The organism is Halovenus carboxidivorans, from assembly GCF_009831575.1.
Classification (GTDB): domain Archaea; phylum Halobacteriota; class Halobacteria; order Halobacteriales; family Haloarculaceae; genus Halovenus; species Halovenus carboxidivorans.
Window position 1 is genome coordinate 280,908 of sequence record NZ_WUUT01000002.1, and the last position, 16,449, is coordinate 297,356.

General features: G+C 63.9%; 20 protein-coding genes. 13 read left to right on the forward strand and 7 right to left on the reverse strand.

Annotation, left to right across the window (positions count from 1 at the left end; translation table 11 throughout):
- Nucleotides 1-60: 60 nt before the first annotated feature.
- From GRX03_RS06865 to GRX03_RS06880, 4 genes are read left to right on the forward strand one after another with little or no spacing between them, the layout of a single operon-like run.
- Entirely contained in the window at nucleotides 61-975 is a 915-nt protein-coding gene (locus GRX03_RS06865; protein ID WP_201289194.1) for a DMT family transporter, read from the forward strand.
- A gap of 44 nt (nucleotides 976-1,019) precedes the next feature.
- A complete protein-coding gene (locus GRX03_RS06870; RefSeq protein WP_159763462.1) occupies nucleotides 1,020-1,457 on the forward strand; it encodes a DUF5810 domain-containing protein in 438 nt (145 codons plus the stop codon).
- Between the two features lie 23 nt (nucleotides 1,458-1,480).
- Nucleotides 1,481-1,912: a DUF5809 family protein gene (locus GRX03_RS06875; protein ID WP_159763463.1), complete on the forward strand. Its 432-nt coding sequence runs from the start codon at nucleotides 1,481-1,483 to the stop codon at nucleotides 1,910-1,912.
- On the forward strand, nucleotides 1,909-2,454 hold the full coding sequence (locus GRX03_RS06880) for an NUDIX hydrolase (RefSeq protein WP_159763464.1): 546 nt from the start codon (nucleotides 1,909-1,911) through the stop codon (nucleotides 2,452-2,454). Before GRX03_RS06875 ends, GRX03_RS06880 begins: the two co-directional genes overlap by 4 nt.
- Here GRX03_RS06880 and GRX03_RS06885 read toward each other — a convergent pair.
- Genes GRX03_RS06885 through GRX03_RS06895 form a run of 3 tightly spaced genes read right to left on the reverse strand, consistent with a single transcriptional unit; the run spans nucleotide 2,451 to nucleotide 5,323 of the window.
- Entirely contained in the window at nucleotides 2,451-3,506 is a 1,056-nt protein-coding gene (locus GRX03_RS06885; protein ID WP_159763465.1) for a sensor histidine kinase, read from the reverse strand. The two genes, GRX03_RS06880 and GRX03_RS06885, sit on opposite strands and share 4 nt — an antisense overlap.
- A 7-nt stretch (nucleotides 3,507-3,513) precedes the next feature.
- Nucleotides 3,514-3,873 carry a hypothetical protein gene (locus GRX03_RS06890; RefSeq protein ID WP_159763466.1) on the reverse strand — a complete coding sequence of 120 codons (360 nt, stop codon included), beginning with the start codon at nucleotides 3,871-3,873 and terminating at the stop codon, nucleotides 3,514-3,516.
- A complete protein-coding gene (locus GRX03_RS06895) occupies nucleotides 3,866-5,323 on the reverse strand; it encodes an ATPase domain-containing protein (protein ID WP_159763467.1) in 1,458 nt (485 codons plus the stop codon). Before GRX03_RS06895 ends, GRX03_RS06890 begins: the two co-directional genes overlap by 8 nt.
- A 99-nt stretch (nucleotides 5,324-5,422) precedes the next feature.
- Between GRX03_RS06895 and GRX03_RS06900 the strand changes: the two genes are divergently transcribed.
- From GRX03_RS06900 to GRX03_RS06910, 3 genes are all read left to right on the forward strand, one after another.
- Nucleotides 5,423-5,773, forward strand: a complete 351-nt coding sequence (locus tag GRX03_RS06900) for a rhodanese-like domain-containing protein (protein WP_159763468.1) — start codon at nucleotides 5,423-5,425, stop codon at nucleotides 5,771-5,773.
- A gap of 189 nt (nucleotides 5,774-5,962) precedes the next feature.
- Entirely contained in the window at nucleotides 5,963-8,164 is a 2,202-nt protein-coding gene (locus GRX03_RS06905; protein WP_159763469.1) for a heterodisulfide reductase-related iron-sulfur binding cluster, read from the forward strand.
- Nucleotides 8,165-8,273: 109 nt separating this feature from the next.
- On the forward strand, nucleotides 8,274-9,272 hold the full coding sequence (locus GRX03_RS06910) for a phosphate uptake regulator PhoU (protein ID WP_159763470.1): 999 nt from the start codon (nucleotides 8,274-8,276) through the stop codon (nucleotides 9,270-9,272).
- On the opposite strand, the gene GRX03_RS06915 is transcribed toward GRX03_RS06910, so the two are convergent.
- Nucleotides 9,269-9,640, reverse strand: a complete 372-nt coding sequence (locus GRX03_RS06915) for a 30S ribosomal protein S8e (protein WP_159763471.1) — start codon at nucleotides 9,638-9,640, stop codon at nucleotides 9,269-9,271. The two genes, GRX03_RS06910 and GRX03_RS06915, sit on opposite strands and share 4 nt — an antisense overlap.
- Before the next feature lie 142 nt (nucleotides 9,641-9,782).
- Between GRX03_RS06915 and GRX03_RS06920 the strand changes: the two genes are divergently transcribed.
- From GRX03_RS06920 to pyrF, 3 genes are read left to right on the forward strand one after another with little or no spacing between them, the layout of a single operon-like run.
- Entirely contained in the window at nucleotides 9,783-10,232 is a 450-nt protein-coding gene (locus GRX03_RS06920) for a DUF2240 family protein (protein WP_159763472.1), read from the forward strand.
- The gene (locus GRX03_RS06925) at nucleotides 10,225-10,575 is read left to right on the forward strand and encodes a hypothetical protein (RefSeq protein WP_159763473.1); all 351 of its coding nucleotides are present in this window, start codon (nucleotides 10,225-10,227) and stop codon (nucleotides 10,573-10,575) included. Before GRX03_RS06920 ends, GRX03_RS06925 begins: the two co-directional genes overlap by 8 nt.
- 35 nt (nucleotides 10,576-10,610) lie before the next feature.
- Nucleotides 10,611-11,414 carry an orotidine-5'-phosphate decarboxylase gene (gene pyrF, locus GRX03_RS06930; RefSeq protein ID WP_159763474.1) on the forward strand — a complete coding sequence of 268 codons (804 nt, stop codon included), beginning with the start codon at nucleotides 10,611-10,613 and terminating at the stop codon, nucleotides 11,412-11,414.
- Here the strand turns inward: pyrF and GRX03_RS06935 are convergent.
- Complete coding sequence (locus GRX03_RS06935) at nucleotides 11,411-11,608, reverse strand: hypothetical protein (RefSeq protein WP_159763475.1); 198 nt, start codon at nucleotides 11,606-11,608, stop codon at nucleotides 11,411-11,413. The two genes, pyrF and GRX03_RS06935, sit on opposite strands and share 4 nt — an antisense overlap.
- Nucleotides 11,609-11,706: 98 nt before the next feature.
- On the opposite strand from GRX03_RS06935, the gene GRX03_RS06940 reads away from it, so the two are divergent.
- Nucleotides 11,707-12,495, forward strand: coding sequence for an enoyl-CoA hydratase/isomerase family protein (locus GRX03_RS06940; RefSeq protein ID WP_159763476.1), 789 nt, complete (start codon nucleotides 11,707-11,709; stop codon nucleotides 12,493-12,495).
- A 47-nt stretch (nucleotides 12,496-12,542) separates the two neighbouring features.
- Here the strand turns inward: GRX03_RS06940 and GRX03_RS06945 are convergent, their stop codons facing one another.
- The gene (locus tag GRX03_RS06945; RefSeq protein ID WP_159763477.1) at nucleotides 12,543-12,821 is read right to left on the reverse strand and encodes a UPF0058 family protein; all 279 of its coding nucleotides are present in this window, start codon (nucleotides 12,819-12,821) and stop codon (nucleotides 12,543-12,545) included.
- Nucleotides 12,822-12,944: 123 nt separating this feature from the next.
- Nucleotides 12,945-13,163: a ribbon-helix-helix domain-containing protein gene (locus tag GRX03_RS06950; RefSeq protein WP_159763478.1), complete on the reverse strand. Its 219-nt coding sequence runs from the start codon at nucleotides 13,161-13,163 to the stop codon at nucleotides 12,945-12,947.
- A gap of 205 nt (nucleotides 13,164-13,368) precedes the next feature.
- Here GRX03_RS06950 and GRX03_RS06955 point away from each other — a divergent pair, with 205 nt between their 5' ends.
- Both GRX03_RS06955 and menD read left to right on the forward strand, forming a co-directional pair.
- A complete protein-coding gene (locus GRX03_RS06955; protein ID WP_159763479.1) occupies nucleotides 13,369-14,703 on the forward strand; it encodes an isochorismate synthase in 1,335 nt (444 codons plus the stop codon).
- Nucleotides 14,700-16,448 carry a 2-succinyl-5-enolpyruvyl-6-hydroxy-3-cyclohexene-1-carboxylic-acid synthase gene (gene menD / locus GRX03_RS06960; RefSeq protein ID WP_159763480.1) on the forward strand — a complete coding sequence of 583 codons (1,749 nt, stop codon included), beginning with the start codon at nucleotides 14,700-14,702 and terminating at the stop codon, nucleotides 16,446-16,448. Before GRX03_RS06955 ends, menD begins: the two co-directional genes overlap by 4 nt.
- The last annotated feature ends 1 nt before the right edge of the window (nucleotide 16,449 follow it).

Here is a 16,449-nt window from a genome sequence, read left to right on the forward strand (position 1 = left end):
AAGCCAGAGACGGGCCGCAGGATCGTCAGACATTTTATCGATACGGACGGAATGGCTCCCGTGTCACGGCTTCGAGACGCGGGGCTGTTCTGTACCCTGGCGACGTTCTGGGGGCTGTCGTTTCCGGTCATCACCGTCGGGCTGGAGTATCTCCCGCCGCTTCTGTTCGCTGCGTTGCGGTACGACGTCGCCGCCGTGTTGCTGTTGGGGTACGCGGTCGTCCGGGGAGACGGCTGGCGGCCGGTCGGGCGGAACAACCACCTCGCGATCGCCGGCGGGGGGCTCTTTCTGGTCGCTGGCAACGGCTTTCTGTTCCTCGGCCAGCAGACCGTCCCGAGCGGCGTCGCGGCGATTCTCCAGGCGCTGGTTCCGATCGCGACGGCCGTCTGGGCGCTGTTTCTGCTCGGTGAGCGGCTCTCCGTGACGGGGGCAGTCGGCGTCGGAATCGGTTTTCTCGGTATCTCGCTGGTCGTCCAGCCCGATCCGACCAACCTGCTCGGCGGCGACACCGCCGGACGGTTGCTGATCGTGGGGCAGGTGATCAGCGTCGCCCTCGGCGGCGTGATCGTCCAGCACGCGGAGCCGTCGATTAATCGGGTCCCGTTGACTGGCTGGTCGATGCTACTAGGGGCTGTCGTCCTCCACGTGGCCAGTCTCGGCATCGGTGAACTCCCGGCCACGAGTGCCTTCCTCCCGACCGCCGTCGGGTCCGTGCTGTATCTCGGCGTGTTCTCGACGGCGATCGCCTTCTACATCTACTTCTATATCATCGAGGTCCACGGCGCCTTCGAGGTCTCGCTGGTCACCTATCTCGTCCCGGTCGTCGCGACTCTCGTTAGCGTCTTCGTCCTTCAGGAGACGATCAGCGTCCTGACCTACGCCGGGTTCGGACTCGTCGCGGTCGGGTTCGTCTTCCTGAAGCGGGACGCGCTCGCGGACGTGATCGACGGGGTACCCGTGGCGGTCCGCCCGTAGGCCGAGACCTGAATCCTCTTTGCTCTCAGGACCGAACGGGAGGTATGGGATATAGCTGTCCGATCTGTGGAGACCCGCAGGCCGATGGGGTCCACCTCGCGAACCACCTCGCGATCACTGCGATGGCCCGCGGGGGCGAACACGAGGAGTTTCTCGACGAAACAGTTCCCGGCTGGCAGGAACTCGGCGAAGAGGAACTCGCGGCGGAACTGACCGACGCCGCGGAGGAGACGGAGTATCCGCAGGTGTTCGAGGACACGACCGGTCCGGACCACGAGCACGACCACGACCACGGGACCGACCCGGCGCACGTCGGCGGAACTGATCCGGCCGGGTCGATTCCGTTCGAGACCGACATGCCGGACGATCCGGCGGACGGAGAGACAGAGGACATCGTGGAGGAAGCGATGGAGATGACCCGAAAGCGGCGAGCGAACGCGGCGGAACCGGACGACAGCGACGAGGAACCCGAAACCGAGTAATGAGTGCCGGGCGAACAGTGGGTATGGAGACCGAGGGTTCGTTTCTGCCCGAGACGGCGGCGGCGGCGCGAGCGCGGTACGGCCGCCTCGAATCGACCGCCAAGGGAATCGTCCGAGAGGTGACGCGGGCGATGGAGTTCGACGGCGACGAGTACGACCGCCGCGTCACCGACGACGTGATCGAGACGGCGCAGGACGCGCTGTTCGCCTCGCAACTGGAGGTGACCGTCGGGAGCCGCGAGGAGTACGAGCAGTGGCGGGCGGAGACCGACCACGAGGTCGTCGAAGTCGGCAGCGAGAACGTCGACCACGTCGCCTGGCACGCCCCGCCCGCGACGGGGACCGCGGTCGCGGCGACCTTTCAGGACAAGCGCGAGGCCGCCGTCGAGACACTGCGGCGACAGGCCTTCGGACGATGTTACCGCGAACTGCTCGCGGAGGAGACAGAGCAATGACAGAGGACTACGCAGACCACGACTGGCCCGTCATCGAATCGAACACTGAATACGAAACCGGCTGGTACGACGGCGGCTACGACCTGGTCGAACAGCCGGACGGATCGGAGAAAGCGTACTACTGGGCCGCGCTCGACCCAGCGGTCGTCATCGTCGCGACGACCGGTGACGAACTGCTCATGGTCGAGCAGTACCGGCCGGCGATCGGCGAGCACTGTCTGGAACTGCCCGCCGGACTCGTCGAGGACGGGGAGTCGTTCACCACCGCGGGCGCGCGCGAGTTGCGCGAGGAAACCGGATTCGACCCGGCAGGCATCTCGCTGATCGAGGACTTCTGGTGTGCGACCGGCGTGTTGCGGCACCGGCGTGGAATCGTCTTCGCGGAGGGGTTAGAACCCGTCGAGGTCGACCGCGACTCGAACGAGTTCCTCTCGGTGACGACCGTGCCGGTCGAAGAGGCCCTCGCACGCGCACGGACTGAGCCAGCGAACGACGCGACGATCGAGGGGATTCTGCTGGCGCAGGCCGACGGCCTGCTCTAATCGACCTCGGGCGGGCGGTTCGGGACCGACACGATCACCGTGGTTCCGTCGTCGGACACCTCTGTCTCGATCTCGCCGCCGTGATCGGTGACCACCCAGTAGACGAGCCAGTGACCGATCCCCTGTCCGTGAGAGAGCGTTCGTTCGACCCCGGATTCGAGGACGCGGCGCTCGTCGTCGGAGAGTCCGGGTCCGTCGTCGTCGACCCGAATGTTCGTCTCCGACGCCGTCTGGGTCGCCGTGATCCGTACCTCTCGGGACCCCGCTCCGTGTTTCGCGGCGTTTTCGAGCAGTTCCAGGACGGCACGCTCGAAGCTCGGACGGAGGAGAATCGACCGCTCGACCCCGGAGTAGTCGAGATCCACCGACACGTCCTCGTAGCGGTCTCGGACCCGGTCGACGAGTCGTTCGAGTAACACCGCCGGGTCGGTCTCGCTCGCGGTTTCGTCGCTGTTGACAATCTCCTCCAGGGTCCGCGCCTTGTCCGCGAGTCGTGTGAGTCGCTGCGTGGTCGAGACGATCTGATCCGCGGAGTCACCCTCCGTCTCGGAGCGAAGTTGCTCGCCGAACCCCTGGATGATGTTGAGTTCGTTCCGGAGGTTGTGCCGGAGGATCCGCTGGAGGACGAGCGTCAGTTGGCGGCGGCGGTCGAGATCGACCGAGAGGGCCCGCCGCGCGAGCAGGTTCTCGATCCGTCCTTCGATCTCGAAACGGAACTGGCGGCTCTGCTCCATCGAGAGGTCGTTCGGGTCCCGCCAGATGATGTCGTCGGCTTGGTCCCAGACGAGATCGCTGAGCCGCTGACCCTCCCGTCGATCGATCATCAACAGCACCGGGAGAAACCGGGGACTCGCCTTCGCAGTCGCGCCCTCGAGTGCCTCGGTGTATTCACGCAGACAGAACCCGTCGACGAGGCACAGATCGAACGTCGTCTCGGGAAGTGTTCGCGGGTCCTCGATCAGGACCGGATCGTGGTCGGTGTACTCCCGGATCCACCCGGCGAACAGGTCGCGGTTCCGCTCGTTCCGAAAGAGAATTGCGATCAGTGCCATCGGTAGATCAGTCCGTCATCGAGTCGATGAGACCCAGTAGATCCGCCTTCTGGATCGGCTTCTCCAGAACGGGTTGGTTCGTCTCGGCCTCCGAGCCGGCGGACACCTGATCCGGGTTCAGCGAGAGCACCAGAAAGGGAACCGCCGCCCGCTGTAACTGCTCGCACCGCTCCCAGACTGCGGGGGGAAAGCCGTCCGCGTCGACCAGCGCGAAGTCGAACTGCTCGGGTGCAGAGAGTTGTGCGTCGAAGGCCGACAGCGACGAGACACCCGTGACGGCGTACCCCTGGTCGCCGAGAAACCCTCCGAGGAGGTCGGCGTCTTTCTCGTTGTACGTGACGACGAGCGCGGATTTTACGTCAGTCATTGTCGCTCCGTCCCTGGTTCGGCTCGTGCGCTGCCGTCAGCGCAGTCGGCCCGTCGAGCGGTGATTCGGCGACATCGATTCCGTCGACCGTGATCTCGAACTCCCGGAACGAGCGCAGGTGGTCACCGGTCCGCTTTTTTAACACACCGACGGTCTTCGTCAGTTCACCGCCCGTCTCGACGTGCTGTTGGAGAATGATCGTGTCGACGAGATACGAGCCGTTGAACGCCGTCGGAGAACCCATCTCACGGGCCGACGATGCGGATGTCAGAAAGACCGTGACGCCGGCGCTTTTGAGATACCGAACGAGTCGATGGAGTTCCGTCAACAGATCCTCCTCCGGTTCGTCGACGATTGACTGCCGGTACCCCTGGACGCCGTCGATGAGGACAGTCGATAGCTCCTGCTGTTCGACCTCCTCACGGACGTGATTCGCGAACTCGAGTGCGGAGATGTCCAGCGCGTCGATTTCCGTGATGGACAGCGATTCGGCGGATTCCATCTCCGCGATGTCGAGCCCGACTGCGGCGGAGCGCTTGCGGAAGGTGTCGCTCGTCTCGTCGAAGAGGTAGATCGCGGAGCTCTCGCCGCGCTCCGCCGCCGCCTCGATGAACGAGGTCCCGAGGGTCGTTTTCCCGACGCCGCTCGGACCGGTCAGCAGCACAGAAGTCTTGCGTTCGACGCCGCCGCGTAGAAGGGCATCGAGTTCCGAAATTCCGGAAGAGAGCGTCTCCTCCGGGAAGGTGTCCGGAGCGTCCTCGCTCTGAAACCGCGGGTACAGCTCGAATCCTCCGTCCGTGATGCGGTACGTGTGCCGGCCGTCGACGAACCCGGAGCTACGGAACTTCGTCACTTCGAGTTTCCGGACGGGACCGCTCGTATCGAGCGTGAGCGTCCCGTCGCTCAGAAACTGTAAGTCGAGGTCCGACCGTTCCGGCGTCTCCTGCGAGGTGAACAACACGGTCGCCCCGTTCGCGGTGAGATACTCGAAAAACGAGAGCAACTGCTGGCGGAACTGGTGTTCGCCGGGCGTGAGATGGCGGAACTGGGTGATCGGATCGACGACGATCCGGTCGAACTCCGCCCCGTCGAGGGCGGCGGTCACCGCCGCGGTGAACGTCTCCCGTTCGACTTCAGCGGGCGAGAAGATGCTGTAGGTGTCGTCTTCGGTAAACCGGTCGGAGGTCGGACTGAGATCCAGAAATTCGATGTCTTCCAGCGAGAATCCGAACTGCTCGGCCGAGCGCCGAATCGCGTCGAAGTTCTCGCCGAGGTTGATGTACAGACAGGACTCGCCCTGCCGGGCCCCCTCACACAGGAACTCGATACCGAGGATCGTCTTTCCCGCACCGGGGTCACCGCTCAGCAGGTAACACTGCTCTCCGACGAGTCCGCCGCGAAGCACCTCGTCCAGGCGTTCGACGCCGGTGCTAACCCGTGGCACGACCATGCAGTTTCATTCGGGCGAGACAGTAAAAAATTTCACCCGGCTGTCCAGTCCGGCGGTGGTACCGTCAGGCGTTTATTCGGGACCGCCCGATATACGGGTATGGACGGCGAGATTTCCGGCCCGGAACTCGAGGCCGAACTCGACGACGACGACCGACCGCTGATCGTTGACATCCGGAACAGCCGACAGTTCGAGCGCCTTCGGATCCCGGGGAGTGTGAACATTCCGCTGGCGAAACTCCCCCAGCGAGTCGAAGAGGTCCGCGACGCGGAGCACGTCGTGACCGTCTGTCCGCACGGCAAGGCCAGCGTGAAAGCCGCCAGGCTGATCACCTCCTTCGAGGGGTTCGACGGCACCGTCGAGAGCCTGAGCTGTGGACTCTCCGGGTGGGACGGGCCGGTCGAAGGAGAGGATGTCGCTACCGAGGAGTCACAGGACGCGCCGTTTTAAACGGTGGCTCGGGAAAGGCTCTCATCACAAGGGGCTGAGCGGGGGTAACGTCTCGTCATCGCCACCGGGTGACCCTCCGAGAGCGACGGGCAAAAATCTCCCGACCCCGGCCGCCCCGCCGCGGGTACGGAATAAAGTCCGTCACTGAACAACGGAAGGATTTTTATTCGCGTACACAATCCACAAGGTATGAGATTACCATTGGAAACCACAACCCGCACGCGAGAGGTCTACGAGCCACTCAGCAGTAGTGTGGAAGTGTACCTCTTTTATTTCCTAGCGGCGATTGCGGTGGGCGTCCTCGCATTCGGTCTCTACCGTCGACTGCAGGGCTACACGGACGGCCCCGATGACGAGTTCACCCGTCTGGACAACCTCGGCGGGCGGATCAGATCGGCCGCCCGAATCGCCTTCTCGAACGAGAAACAGTTCAACCGGGACATCTACGCCGGAGTGATGCACTCGTTCATTATCTGGGGCTTTCTGACGCTGTTTATCGCGACATCGATTCTCGCACTCGACCTGTACTTCTTCAAAAAGGCACTCGGGGCGTCGTTCTGGAAGGGTACCTTCTACGTCTCCTACCAGTTCGCCGTCGACGCCCTCGGTCTGCTGTTCGTCATCGGCATCGGGATGGCGATGTACCGCCGATACTGGGTCCGCAACGAGCGGCTGTTTAGCCGCCACTCCTCGCTCGAAGACCACATGTTCGTCTGGATCCTGTTCCTGCTGGGCATCGGCGGGTTCCTGCTCGAAGGGATTCGGATTCTCGTCAACGACTACCCCTCCTTCGAGATTGTGAGCTTCGTCGGCTGGGCGATTGCGCTCAGTTTCGACGGGATCTTCAGTCTCCTCGGTGTCTCCGAGACGACCACAGCCGCGGCGCAACTGCACTGGGGGTTGTGGTGGAGCCACGCGCTGCTCTCGCTGTTTTTCATCGCCTGGATTCCCTACGCGAAAGGGATGCACATGTTCTCGTCGTTCGCCAACGTCGTCGCACGCGACGAGAAAGCCGGGACGCGGCTCCCCAACGTCCCTTCGGATCTCGACGCGACCAACGCCGAGTCGATGGACGACTTCTCCTGGAAGGACCGACTCGACCAGGACGCCTGTACGAAGTGTGGTCGGTGTTCGTCGGTCTGTCCGGCGAACAACTCCGGACGCCCGCTCGACCCGAAAAACGTGATCCTCGATCTGAAGGAGTACCGAGAGGACCTCGCCGACGGCGGCGAGGAAGTCGACATCATCGCAGACGGCGGCACGTCGGTCATCGACGCGGAGACGATGGAGTCCTGTATGGCCTGTATGGCCTGTATGGACGCCTGTCCCGTCGAGATCGAACACCTCAAGAGCTTCACGAAGATGAACCGACAGCTCGTCGACCAGGGCGATGTCGACACCAACATCCAGGACGTGTTCCAGAACGTCATGCAGAACGGCAACACCTTCGGTGACTCGCCGCGTGACCGCGGCGCCTGGGCGGACGACCTGGGGTTCGACATCACCGACGCCCGCGAGGAAGAAGTCGAGTACCTCTGGTACGTCGGTGACTTCCCGAGCTACGACGAGCGCAACAAGAAAGTCGCCCGGTCGCTCGCCAAACTCCTCGAGGAAAGCGGCGTGAGCTTCGGGATCCTCTTCGACGACGAGAAGTACGACGGCAACGACATCCGCCGGATCGGTGAGGAGTTCCTCTTTATCGAACTCGCCGGCCACCACGTCGAGACGTGGGAGGACTGTGAGTTCGAGAAGCTCATCTGCACCGACCCACACTCCTACAACACCTTCAAAAACGAGTATCCGGAGGTCGACTTCGAGGAGTTCGCCGACGACCCGATGATGCCCTTCGAGTACGAAGAGCAGTGGAACGGCGACGGCGACATCGAGGTCCTGCACTGGACCCAGGCCGTCGAGGAACTGGTCGAAGACGGCGCGCTCGACCTCGACGGGACCGAACTCGATTACACTGTCACCTACCACGATCCGTGCCATCTCGGCCGGTTCAACGACGAGTACGAGGCTCCGCGAGAACTCATCCGCGCGACCGGCGCAGAGCTACACGAGATGCCCCGCAACCGCGCCGACTCGTACTGCTGCGGCGGCGGTGGTGGTGGCCTCTGGCTGGACAACGAGCAGGAGGAGAAACCGAGCGAGGAGCGCATCCGCGAGGCACTCGAAGACACCGAAGCCGGCGACGCCGTCGAGAAGTTCGTCGTCGCGTGCCCGATGTGTATGACGATGTACGAGGACGGCCGCAAGACCGGCGATTACGAGGACGACATCGAAATCGTCGACGTGGCCGAACTACTCGTCGAGGCCGTCGAGACGAACGAGGGTGAGATCACCGCGGGCGTCGACGACGCCTCCGAAACTCCGGCGTCGGCCGACTGAACCCCTCGACACTGTTTTTTCGATCCGAGCCGACCGTTCGACTTGTTACCAATCTAACACAGTATATAGAGGGGAGAGGATTAATATATTCGCGCATCAATCTCCATATATGGAAACGCGGAAGGTCCAGGTCACCGGTGGATCGACGTACACAGTTTCGTTACCGAAAGAGTGGGCGACAGAGAACGACGTGAGTTCGGGGACGAACGTGGAGTTTCACTCGGAGCAGGATCTGCTCCTGTTGACGCCACAGACCGAGGAGGAGCACACCCGCGGCACGCTCGACGTGACCGACCTGACCGACGAGAACGAACTCACCCGGGCGGTGATGACGATGTACGTCAGCGGATTCGACGTGATCAGTCTGGAGACCGACCAGATGACCGCCGGACAGCGCCGGACGATCCGGGACGCCACGCAGGGACTCGTCGGACTGGAAGTCATCGAGGAGATGCCGGACAAGATGGTGCTACAGGATCTGCTCGATTCCTCCGAACTCTCCATCGAAAACGCCGTGACGCGGATGCGGTTGGTCTCGCTGACGATGCTCGAAGACGCCGTCGAGGCACTGATCACCGACGACGACCAACTCGCCCAGGACGTGATGGAACGGGACGACGATGTCGACCGACTCTGGTACATGGTCTCTCGGGTGTTCCGGACGGTGCTCCGAAATCCGACCGCGGCGAACGAAATCGGGTTCACGAGGGAGACCTGTTTCGATTACCAGTCCAGCGCCCGCCAACTCGAACGGATCGCAGATCACGCGACGAAGATTGCGGAACTCGCGCTCGAACTGGGTGAGATTCCGGACTCGGCGGTCGAGCCGCTACGCAAACTCCACGAGGAGGCCGCGACGGTCCCGGACACCGCGATGGACGCGCTGCTCGCCGAGGACTCCGAGGAGGCGGTCGAGTTGGCGAGCGAAGCCCGCCAGCACATCGAAATTGTCGACGAGATGGTCCGGAACGTCGACGAGGAGATCCACGAGTACGACCCGCAGGTCGCACAGATCCTCGGTCTCGTCATCGACTCGCTGTCCCGGACCGCCGACTACGGGACGAACATCGCCGAGAGCGCACTGCAGAAATCAGCGCCGCGACCTTAATCGAGCAGCACTGCGTTGACCTGGCCGTCCTGGCCGGGTCGGGAAGTCACGCGTGCCTCGCCCTCGCTGGTCTCGATGACCGCACCGCGGGTGATGATGTTTCGCCGGGCGTAGTTCGGATCTGCCGGATTCTCGACAACGTCGAGAATCTCCGCCGCGACGGTTCCATCGTCGGTCGCGACCGTCGCGGTGTCGGTCGTGATCGCTCGCACTTTGGTCTGGGTGCCACGGGCGTCGACCGTCTTCAGTTTCTGGTCGCCGACCTGCGTCTCGGTCGGCTGGTTGCCGAGTTCGTGTTTGCGTCGGTCACGGTTCGGGCGTCGTCGCCCGCCGGTTCGCTTTCGGAGAGAGCGTCCTTGGTCTGTCATAGTTCAACCGTGGCGGAGCCGACACTTGAAGCTCTCGACTCCGAGTGCTCACGCCAAGCCGCCGCGGGAGCCACTCGACGACGTAGGGGGCCGCGCTCGTGGCCCGACAGATTTACCAGCGGAGCGACCGCCAGTTCGTACGATGAGTCTCCGACGAGCCGTCGCCGTCCCGTTTCGACAGCGCGGGGTCGAGCGGATGACCGAAAGCGAGTTCGTCGTCGCGCTGTCGCTGGATCGGGACTGGTTCTCGCCGGATCAGGCCAAACGCGTCGTCACCGTCGGCGCAGGAGAGGGGTTGCTCGAACGGACCGACGACGACGTGATCGTCGAGTTCGATCCCGCGTCGGTCGACATCCCCGAGGATTTCGAGCCGACCGAGGAGATTCTCAGGCAGCGGACGACCTTCGAGCGGATCCTCGAAGCCGTCGTCGACAGCGGGATCGACAAACAGACGGCAGTCGCGGAGATCAATCAGCTCCAGTCGGAGTTGGCGGTGACGATCGAGGCCGCCGCAGTGCTGTACGGACGCCGAAACGGCCTCGAACTACCAGAACTCGCCCAACAGGCGCGTCAGGAACTCGACCATGGTTGAGGACGCTATCACCGACGGAAAACGTATCGCACAACTTCTCGCCTCCGAACTGACCGGCCTGGAGACCGGTCCGTTCGACCGCGTCACCGTCACCGACGCGGACGCGGAGGCGATGCCATCCGACAGCGGCACCCTCGCGTACCGAATCTCGGTCGCGGGGTCCGACCTCGCGGCCGTCACGCTGTATCCCGAGTACGTCCAACTCGAGTTCGATGTCGAACCGACAGTGCCCGAGTCTGCGGGAGAGTTACTCACCGAGGACCCGACAGTGCTCACCGTGACCAGCGGCGCAGAGGTCAAACGCGCCGTCGATCTGCTCCGAGCGACTGCCGAACAGGAGTAACAACATTCATTATATCGGCGGGCCGCTACCGCAGTATGACCTTCTTCGAGGAGTTAGGTGAGCGGATCTCCGAAATCGACAGCATCGTCTCGGTCGGCCTCGATCCCGATCCCAGCCGACTACCCGAGTCCGTCCGGGACGCAGATCTACCGCGGTGGGCGTTCAACAGGCGGATCATCGACGCCACGCACGAACACGCCGCCTGCTACAAACCGAACGCCGCCTTCTACGAGGACAGCGACGGCTGGCGCGCGCTGCGCGAGACCGTCGCGTACGCCCACGGCAAGGGGGTCCCGGTCCTGCTCGACGCCAAGCGCGGCGACATCGGGAACACGGCCCGACAGTACGCCACCGTCCTCGACGAGGTGGACGCGATCACCGTCAACCCCTATCTGGGCGGCGACGCCCTCCAGCCGTTTCTGGATCGCGAGGACAAGGGGATCATCGTCCTCTGTCGCACCTCGAACGCCGGCGGGAGCGATCTCCAGGATCTCGAACTCGCCTCCGGCGAGACGGTCTACGAACGAGTCGCCGACCTCGCCGACGCCTGGAACACGGACGACAACGTCGGGCTGGTGGTCGGCGCAACGGCGCCCGAGGAACTCGAAGCGATCCGCGAACAGGTCCCGGACCTGCCCTTCCTCGTCCCCGGTGTCGGCGCACAGGGCGGCGACAAGGAAGCGGCCGTCGAGTACGGACTGGCCGACGGAGTCGGACTGGTCAACTCCTCGCGGGGCATCATCTTCGCCGGCGAGGGCGGACCCGGTGGCGAGGAGTTCTTCCGCGCGGCCGGGGCGGCCGCCCGGGAACTCAAAACCGACCTGAATCGATACCGCTAGAAGCGGTAGGTGTCGACGCCGTCGGGGAGGTCCTCGCCGCCCCGGGTCGGATCAGTGCCGCCCTCTACGGTGCACTCGACGCACTGTTCTACCGACCGTTCGTAGTGACGGTCACAGACCAGTTTGCCGCAGCGCCGACAGCTATCCTCGGCCTCCGCGTTCGTACAGATCTGACAGAGTCCGGTGACGCTCATATCTACTAGTAGGTAACAGAACCTTTTCAGGGCACCGCCGGCGGCGTTCACGGACCGAGCATCGTACTGTTTATGTCATCTGTTACCGTGGGTGGGGTATGGAGTACATCGACTACGACGTTGTCGGAGAGACGGCGACAATCACGCTCAGGAACCCGGAACTGCGGAATGCGCTGACGCTCGATATGGCCAAAGAGATCACCGAGGCGGTCGAGCGCGCCGAGGACGGCGACGCGCGCTGTCTCGTCTTGCAGGGCTCGGAGGGGCACTTCTGTGCCGGCGGCGACATCAAGTCGATGCTGGAGAACATCTCCGACGACCGCGACGTCGAGGAGTTGATCGAGGAGTCTGCACTGCCGGTGAATCGGTCGGTCCAGCACGTCTACGAGTGTGCGCTCCCGACAATCGCGAAAGTGGACGGGCCGGCCTTCGGGGCCGGTGCGACGCTGGCACTCGCCTGTGACGTGGTTCTCGCGAGCGAGCGCGCCGAGATGAGTTTCGGGTTCCGTCGAATCGGGCTGTCGGTCGACTCGGGCACCTCCTATCTGCTACCCCGTGTCGTCGGGCAGAAGACGGCGATGGATCTGGTCTACTCGGGCGAACTACTCGACGCCGACCGCGCAGAGCAACTCGGACTAATCAGCCGCGTCTTCCCGACCGAAGCGTTCGAGCAACGCAGCCAGGAGTACATCGAGACCGTCGCGACCGGACCGACGGTCGCGCTCTCACACTCCAAGGAACTGCTGCAGCACGGCGGCGACCGAACCTTCGACGAGGTCATCGAGGCCGAAGCCGACGGGCTACGGGCCTGTTTCGACAGTGAGGACTTCGAGACCGGCGTGCAGGCGTTTGTCAACAAACAACGCCCGGAGTTCGACGGGGAGTAACCCGGCCGAATCGAGACACTGTCCGCAGAAGCGAAGAGATTCGTTCGTTACAGTTTGCTCTCGGCGTCCTCGGCGAGTTCCTTCATGCGCTTGCCGACTCGGCCGGCGTCGGAGAACTCGTCTTCGCTCATCGCGTTCGCCAGCGCGTTACCGAGAACGAAGACGGCGTGTTTGTGCTCGCTTTTGGACATGTGCACGTCGTCCGGCGTCACGTCGATTTCGTCGTACTGCTCGAAGAGGCTGTCGTCGACGTGTTCGAGGTCCTTGAAGTACTCCATGATGAGGACCATCTGTTCGTGTAATTCGAGTAGTTCGTCCTTATGCATACCTGTACCTACAGTCAGGCTCTCATAAGTGTGTTTGGGAGCCGTAGGCGGTGCTGGATTCGCACGCAGGGGTAAAAGGGGTAGTTCGGGGGCGGTCCACAACCATTGCTCGGAGAGCCAGGGTCAGAAGACGTATTCGTCGTCGTGTCCCATCATACCGTCGTCTTCGTAACCGCCCGGTTCCTCTTCGTCGTCGATGGGGCCGCTGGTCTTGTAGGCCTTGAGTCCCGTTGACAACAGATCCTCGATGGCCTCCTCGCGGTTGAGAAACTCGCCCTGCTCGACGAGCTGGGCGATCTGCATCTCGAGATGTTCGGGGATAGTGATCTCTACCTTTGGCATCGCAACGTGGATGGTTTCGACTGAGGGGTATTTAAACCTGACGGGGAATATTCCACGCTGCGCAAAATCCTCTTCGCGACGAGTGAAAATATTTTTTCGTTATCCGAGTGATACGCTACTAATAGTGAAGCTCAGTCGGCGGAAACCGACGAGAGAGCCTATGAGATAGTCAGCCTCAAGCCCCCGGAGTCACTAGGGGTAAGAGATGGAATCAACGGGCGACGAGCACGCGGCGCAGACGGGACGGCCGGTCGCTGTTCGGAACTGTCGGGTCGAGGCGCCACCGACTCGGGACCTGCTCGCAGCGATCGAGACTCCACGGCTCGTGTGGACTGATCGCTCCGAACGGATCGTCGCCGGCGGCGCGGCCGCGACGGTGACGGCGGACGGCTCCGAGCGGTTCGAGACGGTCCGACAGCAAGCGACGGCGCTTTTCGAGACCGTCTCGGTCGACTCCCCGGAAGCCGCTCGACCCCGGCTGTACGGCGGATTCGCCTTCACCGATGCACACACCGACCCCGGTGGGGACGCGACCTGGGCGGGATTTCCCGGTGCGCAGTTCGTGCTGCCGGCAATACAGGTCGTCGAGGCGGACCCGGGAGCGTGGCTGACGACGGCCGCGACAGGGGCGGATGCGACACAGCGCGCCGAAACGCGGCTCGACCACTGGCGTGACCGACTCGAAGAGCTTCCGGCGGTCGAGTCGACGGGTCCGCCCGGGATAAGCGAGAAGACCTACGCGCCGCCGCGTGCGGACTGGCAGCGGGAGATCCAGGAGGCGACGGCCCGCATCGAGCAGGGCCATCTCCAGAAGGTGGTTCTCGCGCAGGCACTGACTGCGAGGCTGTCCGAGCCGGTTACCCCGAGTGACGTGCTGGTTCGGCTCGGGGAGTCGTATCCGGACTGTTTTCAGTTCCTGTTCGAGCCCGAGACCGGCGGGAGTTTCTTCGGCGCGACGCCGGAACGACTCGTCTCCGTCGACGGGACGACGGTCGAGACGGAGGCACTGGCCGGATCGATCGGGCGAGGAGAGACGACGGAGGAAGACGAGTGGCTCGCCAGTCAACTGCGCGACAGCGACAAGAACACCCACGAACACGATATCGTCGTCGAGACGATTCTCGATCAACTCGCCCCCTTCGCCGACGACATCACGACAGGCGCGCGACAGATCCGAAAGCTCGCCAACGTCCAACACCTCCAGACGCCGATCAGGGCCGATCTCGGCGAGGAGTACCACGTGCTCGATCTGGTCGAGGCGCTGCACCCGACGCCGGCCGTCGGTGGGCTGCCGCCGGAGCGGGCGCTCGAAACGATCCGGGAGACGGAGGTCTTCGACCGCGGCTGGTACGCGGCGCCGGTCGGCTGGTTCGACGCCGACGGTGACGGGACGTTCTCGGTCGCGATTCGCTCCGCGGTCGCCTGCGAGCGCCAGGCGACGCTGTTCGCCGGCGCGGGTATCGTCGCCGACAGCGATCCAGATCAGGAGTACGACGAGTTACAGCTCAAGTACCGACCGATTCTCGACGAACTAGTATGACTGCGCCGAACCGGAACACGCTCTGGGCGGAGATTCTCGTCGACGAATTAGTCGAGGGGGGCGTCTCCGCGGTCTGTGTCTCTCCAGGGAGTCGCTCGACGCCGCTGACAGTTGCCGCTGCCGACCACGACGGGCTGACGGTGTACTCCCACCTCGACGAGCGCTCGAGCGCATTTTTCGCGCTGGGCCGGAGCCGCCGGATCGAGGAGCCGACGGCGCTGGTCTGTACCTCCGGAACCGCCGCGGCGAACTACCACCCCGCGGTCATGGAGGCCTCGGAAAGCCGAGTGCCGCTGATCGCGCTGACCGCCGACCGACCGCCGGAACTGCAGGACAGCGGGGCGAACCAGACGACCGATCAGGAGAAGTTGTACGGCGGTGCTGTCCGGTACTACCGGACGCTTCCCGAACCCGAACCCACCGCACGCAAGCTCAGATCGCTTCGGGTGACCGCCTCCCGTGCAGTAAGCGAAGCCGTCGGAACGCCGTCGGGACCAGTCCATCTCAACGTCCCCTTCAGAAAGCCTCTCGAACCGATCGAAGTCGAGGGCGACGTACCGGAGGATATCGACACGCGGGCCCCACTGGGGGCCGCTGGTCGGAACGGTCCCTTCCTCAGACGGCGTCGCGGGCGTCTCGAACTGTCCGCCACCGAGGTGAGTGAACTTGCAGAGGAACTGACAGAGACCGAGCGCGGACTGATCGTCTGCGGTCCGGCCAACCGCCCGACCCCCGAGCGAGACGCGTTGGCCGCGCTCGCTGAGGCGACCGGGTTCCCGGTGCTCGCCGATCCGCTCTCGGGCCATCGCTTCGGCTCCCACACTGCGGAGACGGCGATCTGTGGCGGGTACGACTCCTATCTCGACTGGGTCGAGTGGCCGGATCCGGCAGTCGTCCTCCGGTTCGGTGCCTCACCGACCTCCAAGGTGTTACGGAAGTATCTGGGAGACAGCGCCGAGCGACAGTATCTCGTCGACCCGGCCGGGGAGTTCCGCGAGGCCGAGTTCACCGCGACGGACCACATCACCGCGGATCCGACCGCAGTGGCCGAATCACTCGCCGCGGCTATCGACGGGTCGGCGGATACCAGCTACCGCGAGCGGTTCGTCGAGGCCGAACGAGCCTACTGGGACCACGTCGAAGACGCCTGTGCGTCGACGTGGTTCGAGGGCGGCGTACTGGCGGCCGTGGCCGAGAGCCTTCCGGACCCCGCGACCTGTTTCGTCTCGAACAGTATGCCCGTTCGGGATCTCGACCGGTTCGGTCGGCCCCGGACGGGCGATATCTCGGTGCTCGGAAACCGGGGCGTGAGCGGAATCGACGGCATCGCCTCCTCCGGACTCGGGGCCGGGGCCGCGACGACGGATCCGCTGGTGCTCGTCCTCGGTGATCTGGCTTTCTACCACGATATGAACGGACTGCTCGCGCTCACGCGGTGTGACGTAGATGCGACGATCGTCCTGATCGACAACGACGGCGGCGGTATCTTCCACAAGCTACCGATCGAGCAGTTCGAGCCGCCCTTTACCGAACAGTTCAAGACACCCCACGGCCTCGATTTCGCTCCGACGGGCGATCTGTACGACTTCTCGTTCGAGCAGGTGGGCGGGCGAGACGAGTTCCAGACCGCCTTCGAGGAGTCCATCGGGAGCCAGGGGACGCAACTGCTCTCCGTCGAGTTCGACAGCGAACAGAGCCATCGGTTCCGCGAACAGGTGCACGAAGAGGTCTCCGAAATCCTCTGAC

Excerpts from the sequence above, each read along its gene's own strand:
- GRX03_RS06875 (WP_159763463.1), top strand. The coding sequence starts at position 1,481 with ATGGAGACCGAGGGTTCGTTTCTGCCCGAGACGGCGGCGGCGGCGCGA.
- GRX03_RS06895 (WP_159763467.1), bottom strand. The coding sequence starts at position 5,323 with ATGGTCGTGCCACGGGTTAGCACCGGCGTCGAACGCCTGGACGAGGTG.
- GRX03_RS06915 (WP_159763471.1), bottom strand. The coding sequence starts at position 9,640 with ATGACAGACCAAGGACGCTCTCTCCGAAAGCGAACCGGCGGGCGACGA.
- GRX03_RS06870 (WP_159763462.1), top strand. The coding sequence starts at position 1,020 with ATGGGATATAGCTGTCCGATCTGTGGAGACCCGCAGGCCGATGGGGTC.
- GRX03_RS06935 (WP_159763475.1), bottom strand. The coding sequence starts at position 11,608 with ATGAGCGTCACCGGACTCTGTCAGATCTGTACGAACGCGGAGGCCGAG.
- GRX03_RS06905 (WP_159763469.1), top strand. The coding sequence starts at position 5,963 with ATGAGATTACCATTGGAAACCACAACCCGCACGCGAGAGGTCTACGAG.
- GRX03_RS06910 (WP_159763470.1), top strand. The coding sequence starts at position 8,274 with ATGGAAACGCGGAAGGTCCAGGTCACCGGTGGATCGACGTACACAGTT.
- GRX03_RS06940 (WP_159763476.1), top strand. The coding sequence starts at position 11,707 with ATGGAGTACATCGACTACGACGTTGTCGGAGAGACGGCGACAATCACG.
- GRX03_RS06955 (WP_159763479.1), top strand. The coding sequence starts at position 13,369 with ATGGAATCAACGGGCGACGAGCACGCGGCGCAGACGGGACGGCCGGTC.
- GRX03_RS06900 (WP_159763468.1), top strand. The coding sequence starts at position 5,423 with ATGGACGGCGAGATTTCCGGCCCGGAACTCGAGGCCGAACTCGACGAC.
- GRX03_RS06880 (WP_159763464.1), top strand. The coding sequence starts at position 1,909 with ATGACAGAGGACTACGCAGACCACGACTGGCCCGTCATCGAATCGAAC.
- GRX03_RS06885 (WP_159763465.1), bottom strand. The coding sequence starts at position 3,506 with ATGGCACTGATCGCAATTCTCTTTCGGAACGAGCGGAACCGCGACCTG.
- GRX03_RS06945 (WP_159763477.1), bottom strand. The coding sequence starts at position 12,821 with ATGCATAAGGACGAACTACTCGAATTACACGAACAGATGGTCCTCATC.
- pyrF (WP_159763474.1), top strand. The coding sequence starts at position 10,611 with ATGACCTTCTTCGAGGAGTTAGGTGAGCGGATCTCCGAAATCGACAGC.
- menD (WP_159763480.1), top strand. The coding sequence starts at position 14,700 with ATGACTGCGCCGAACCGGAACACGCTCTGGGCGGAGATTCTCGTCGAC.
- GRX03_RS06920 (WP_159763472.1), top strand. The coding sequence starts at position 9,783 with ATGAGTCTCCGACGAGCCGTCGCCGTCCCGTTTCGACAGCGCGGGGTC.
- GRX03_RS06925 (WP_159763473.1), top strand. The coding sequence starts at position 10,225 with ATGGTTGAGGACGCTATCACCGACGGAAAACGTATCGCACAACTTCTC.
- GRX03_RS06950 (WP_159763478.1), bottom strand. The coding sequence starts at position 13,163 with ATGCCAAAGGTAGAGATCACTATCCCCGAACATCTCGAGATGCAGATC.
- GRX03_RS06890 (WP_159763466.1), bottom strand. The coding sequence starts at position 3,873 with ATGACTGACGTAAAATCCGCGCTCGTCGTCACGTACAACGAGAAAGAC.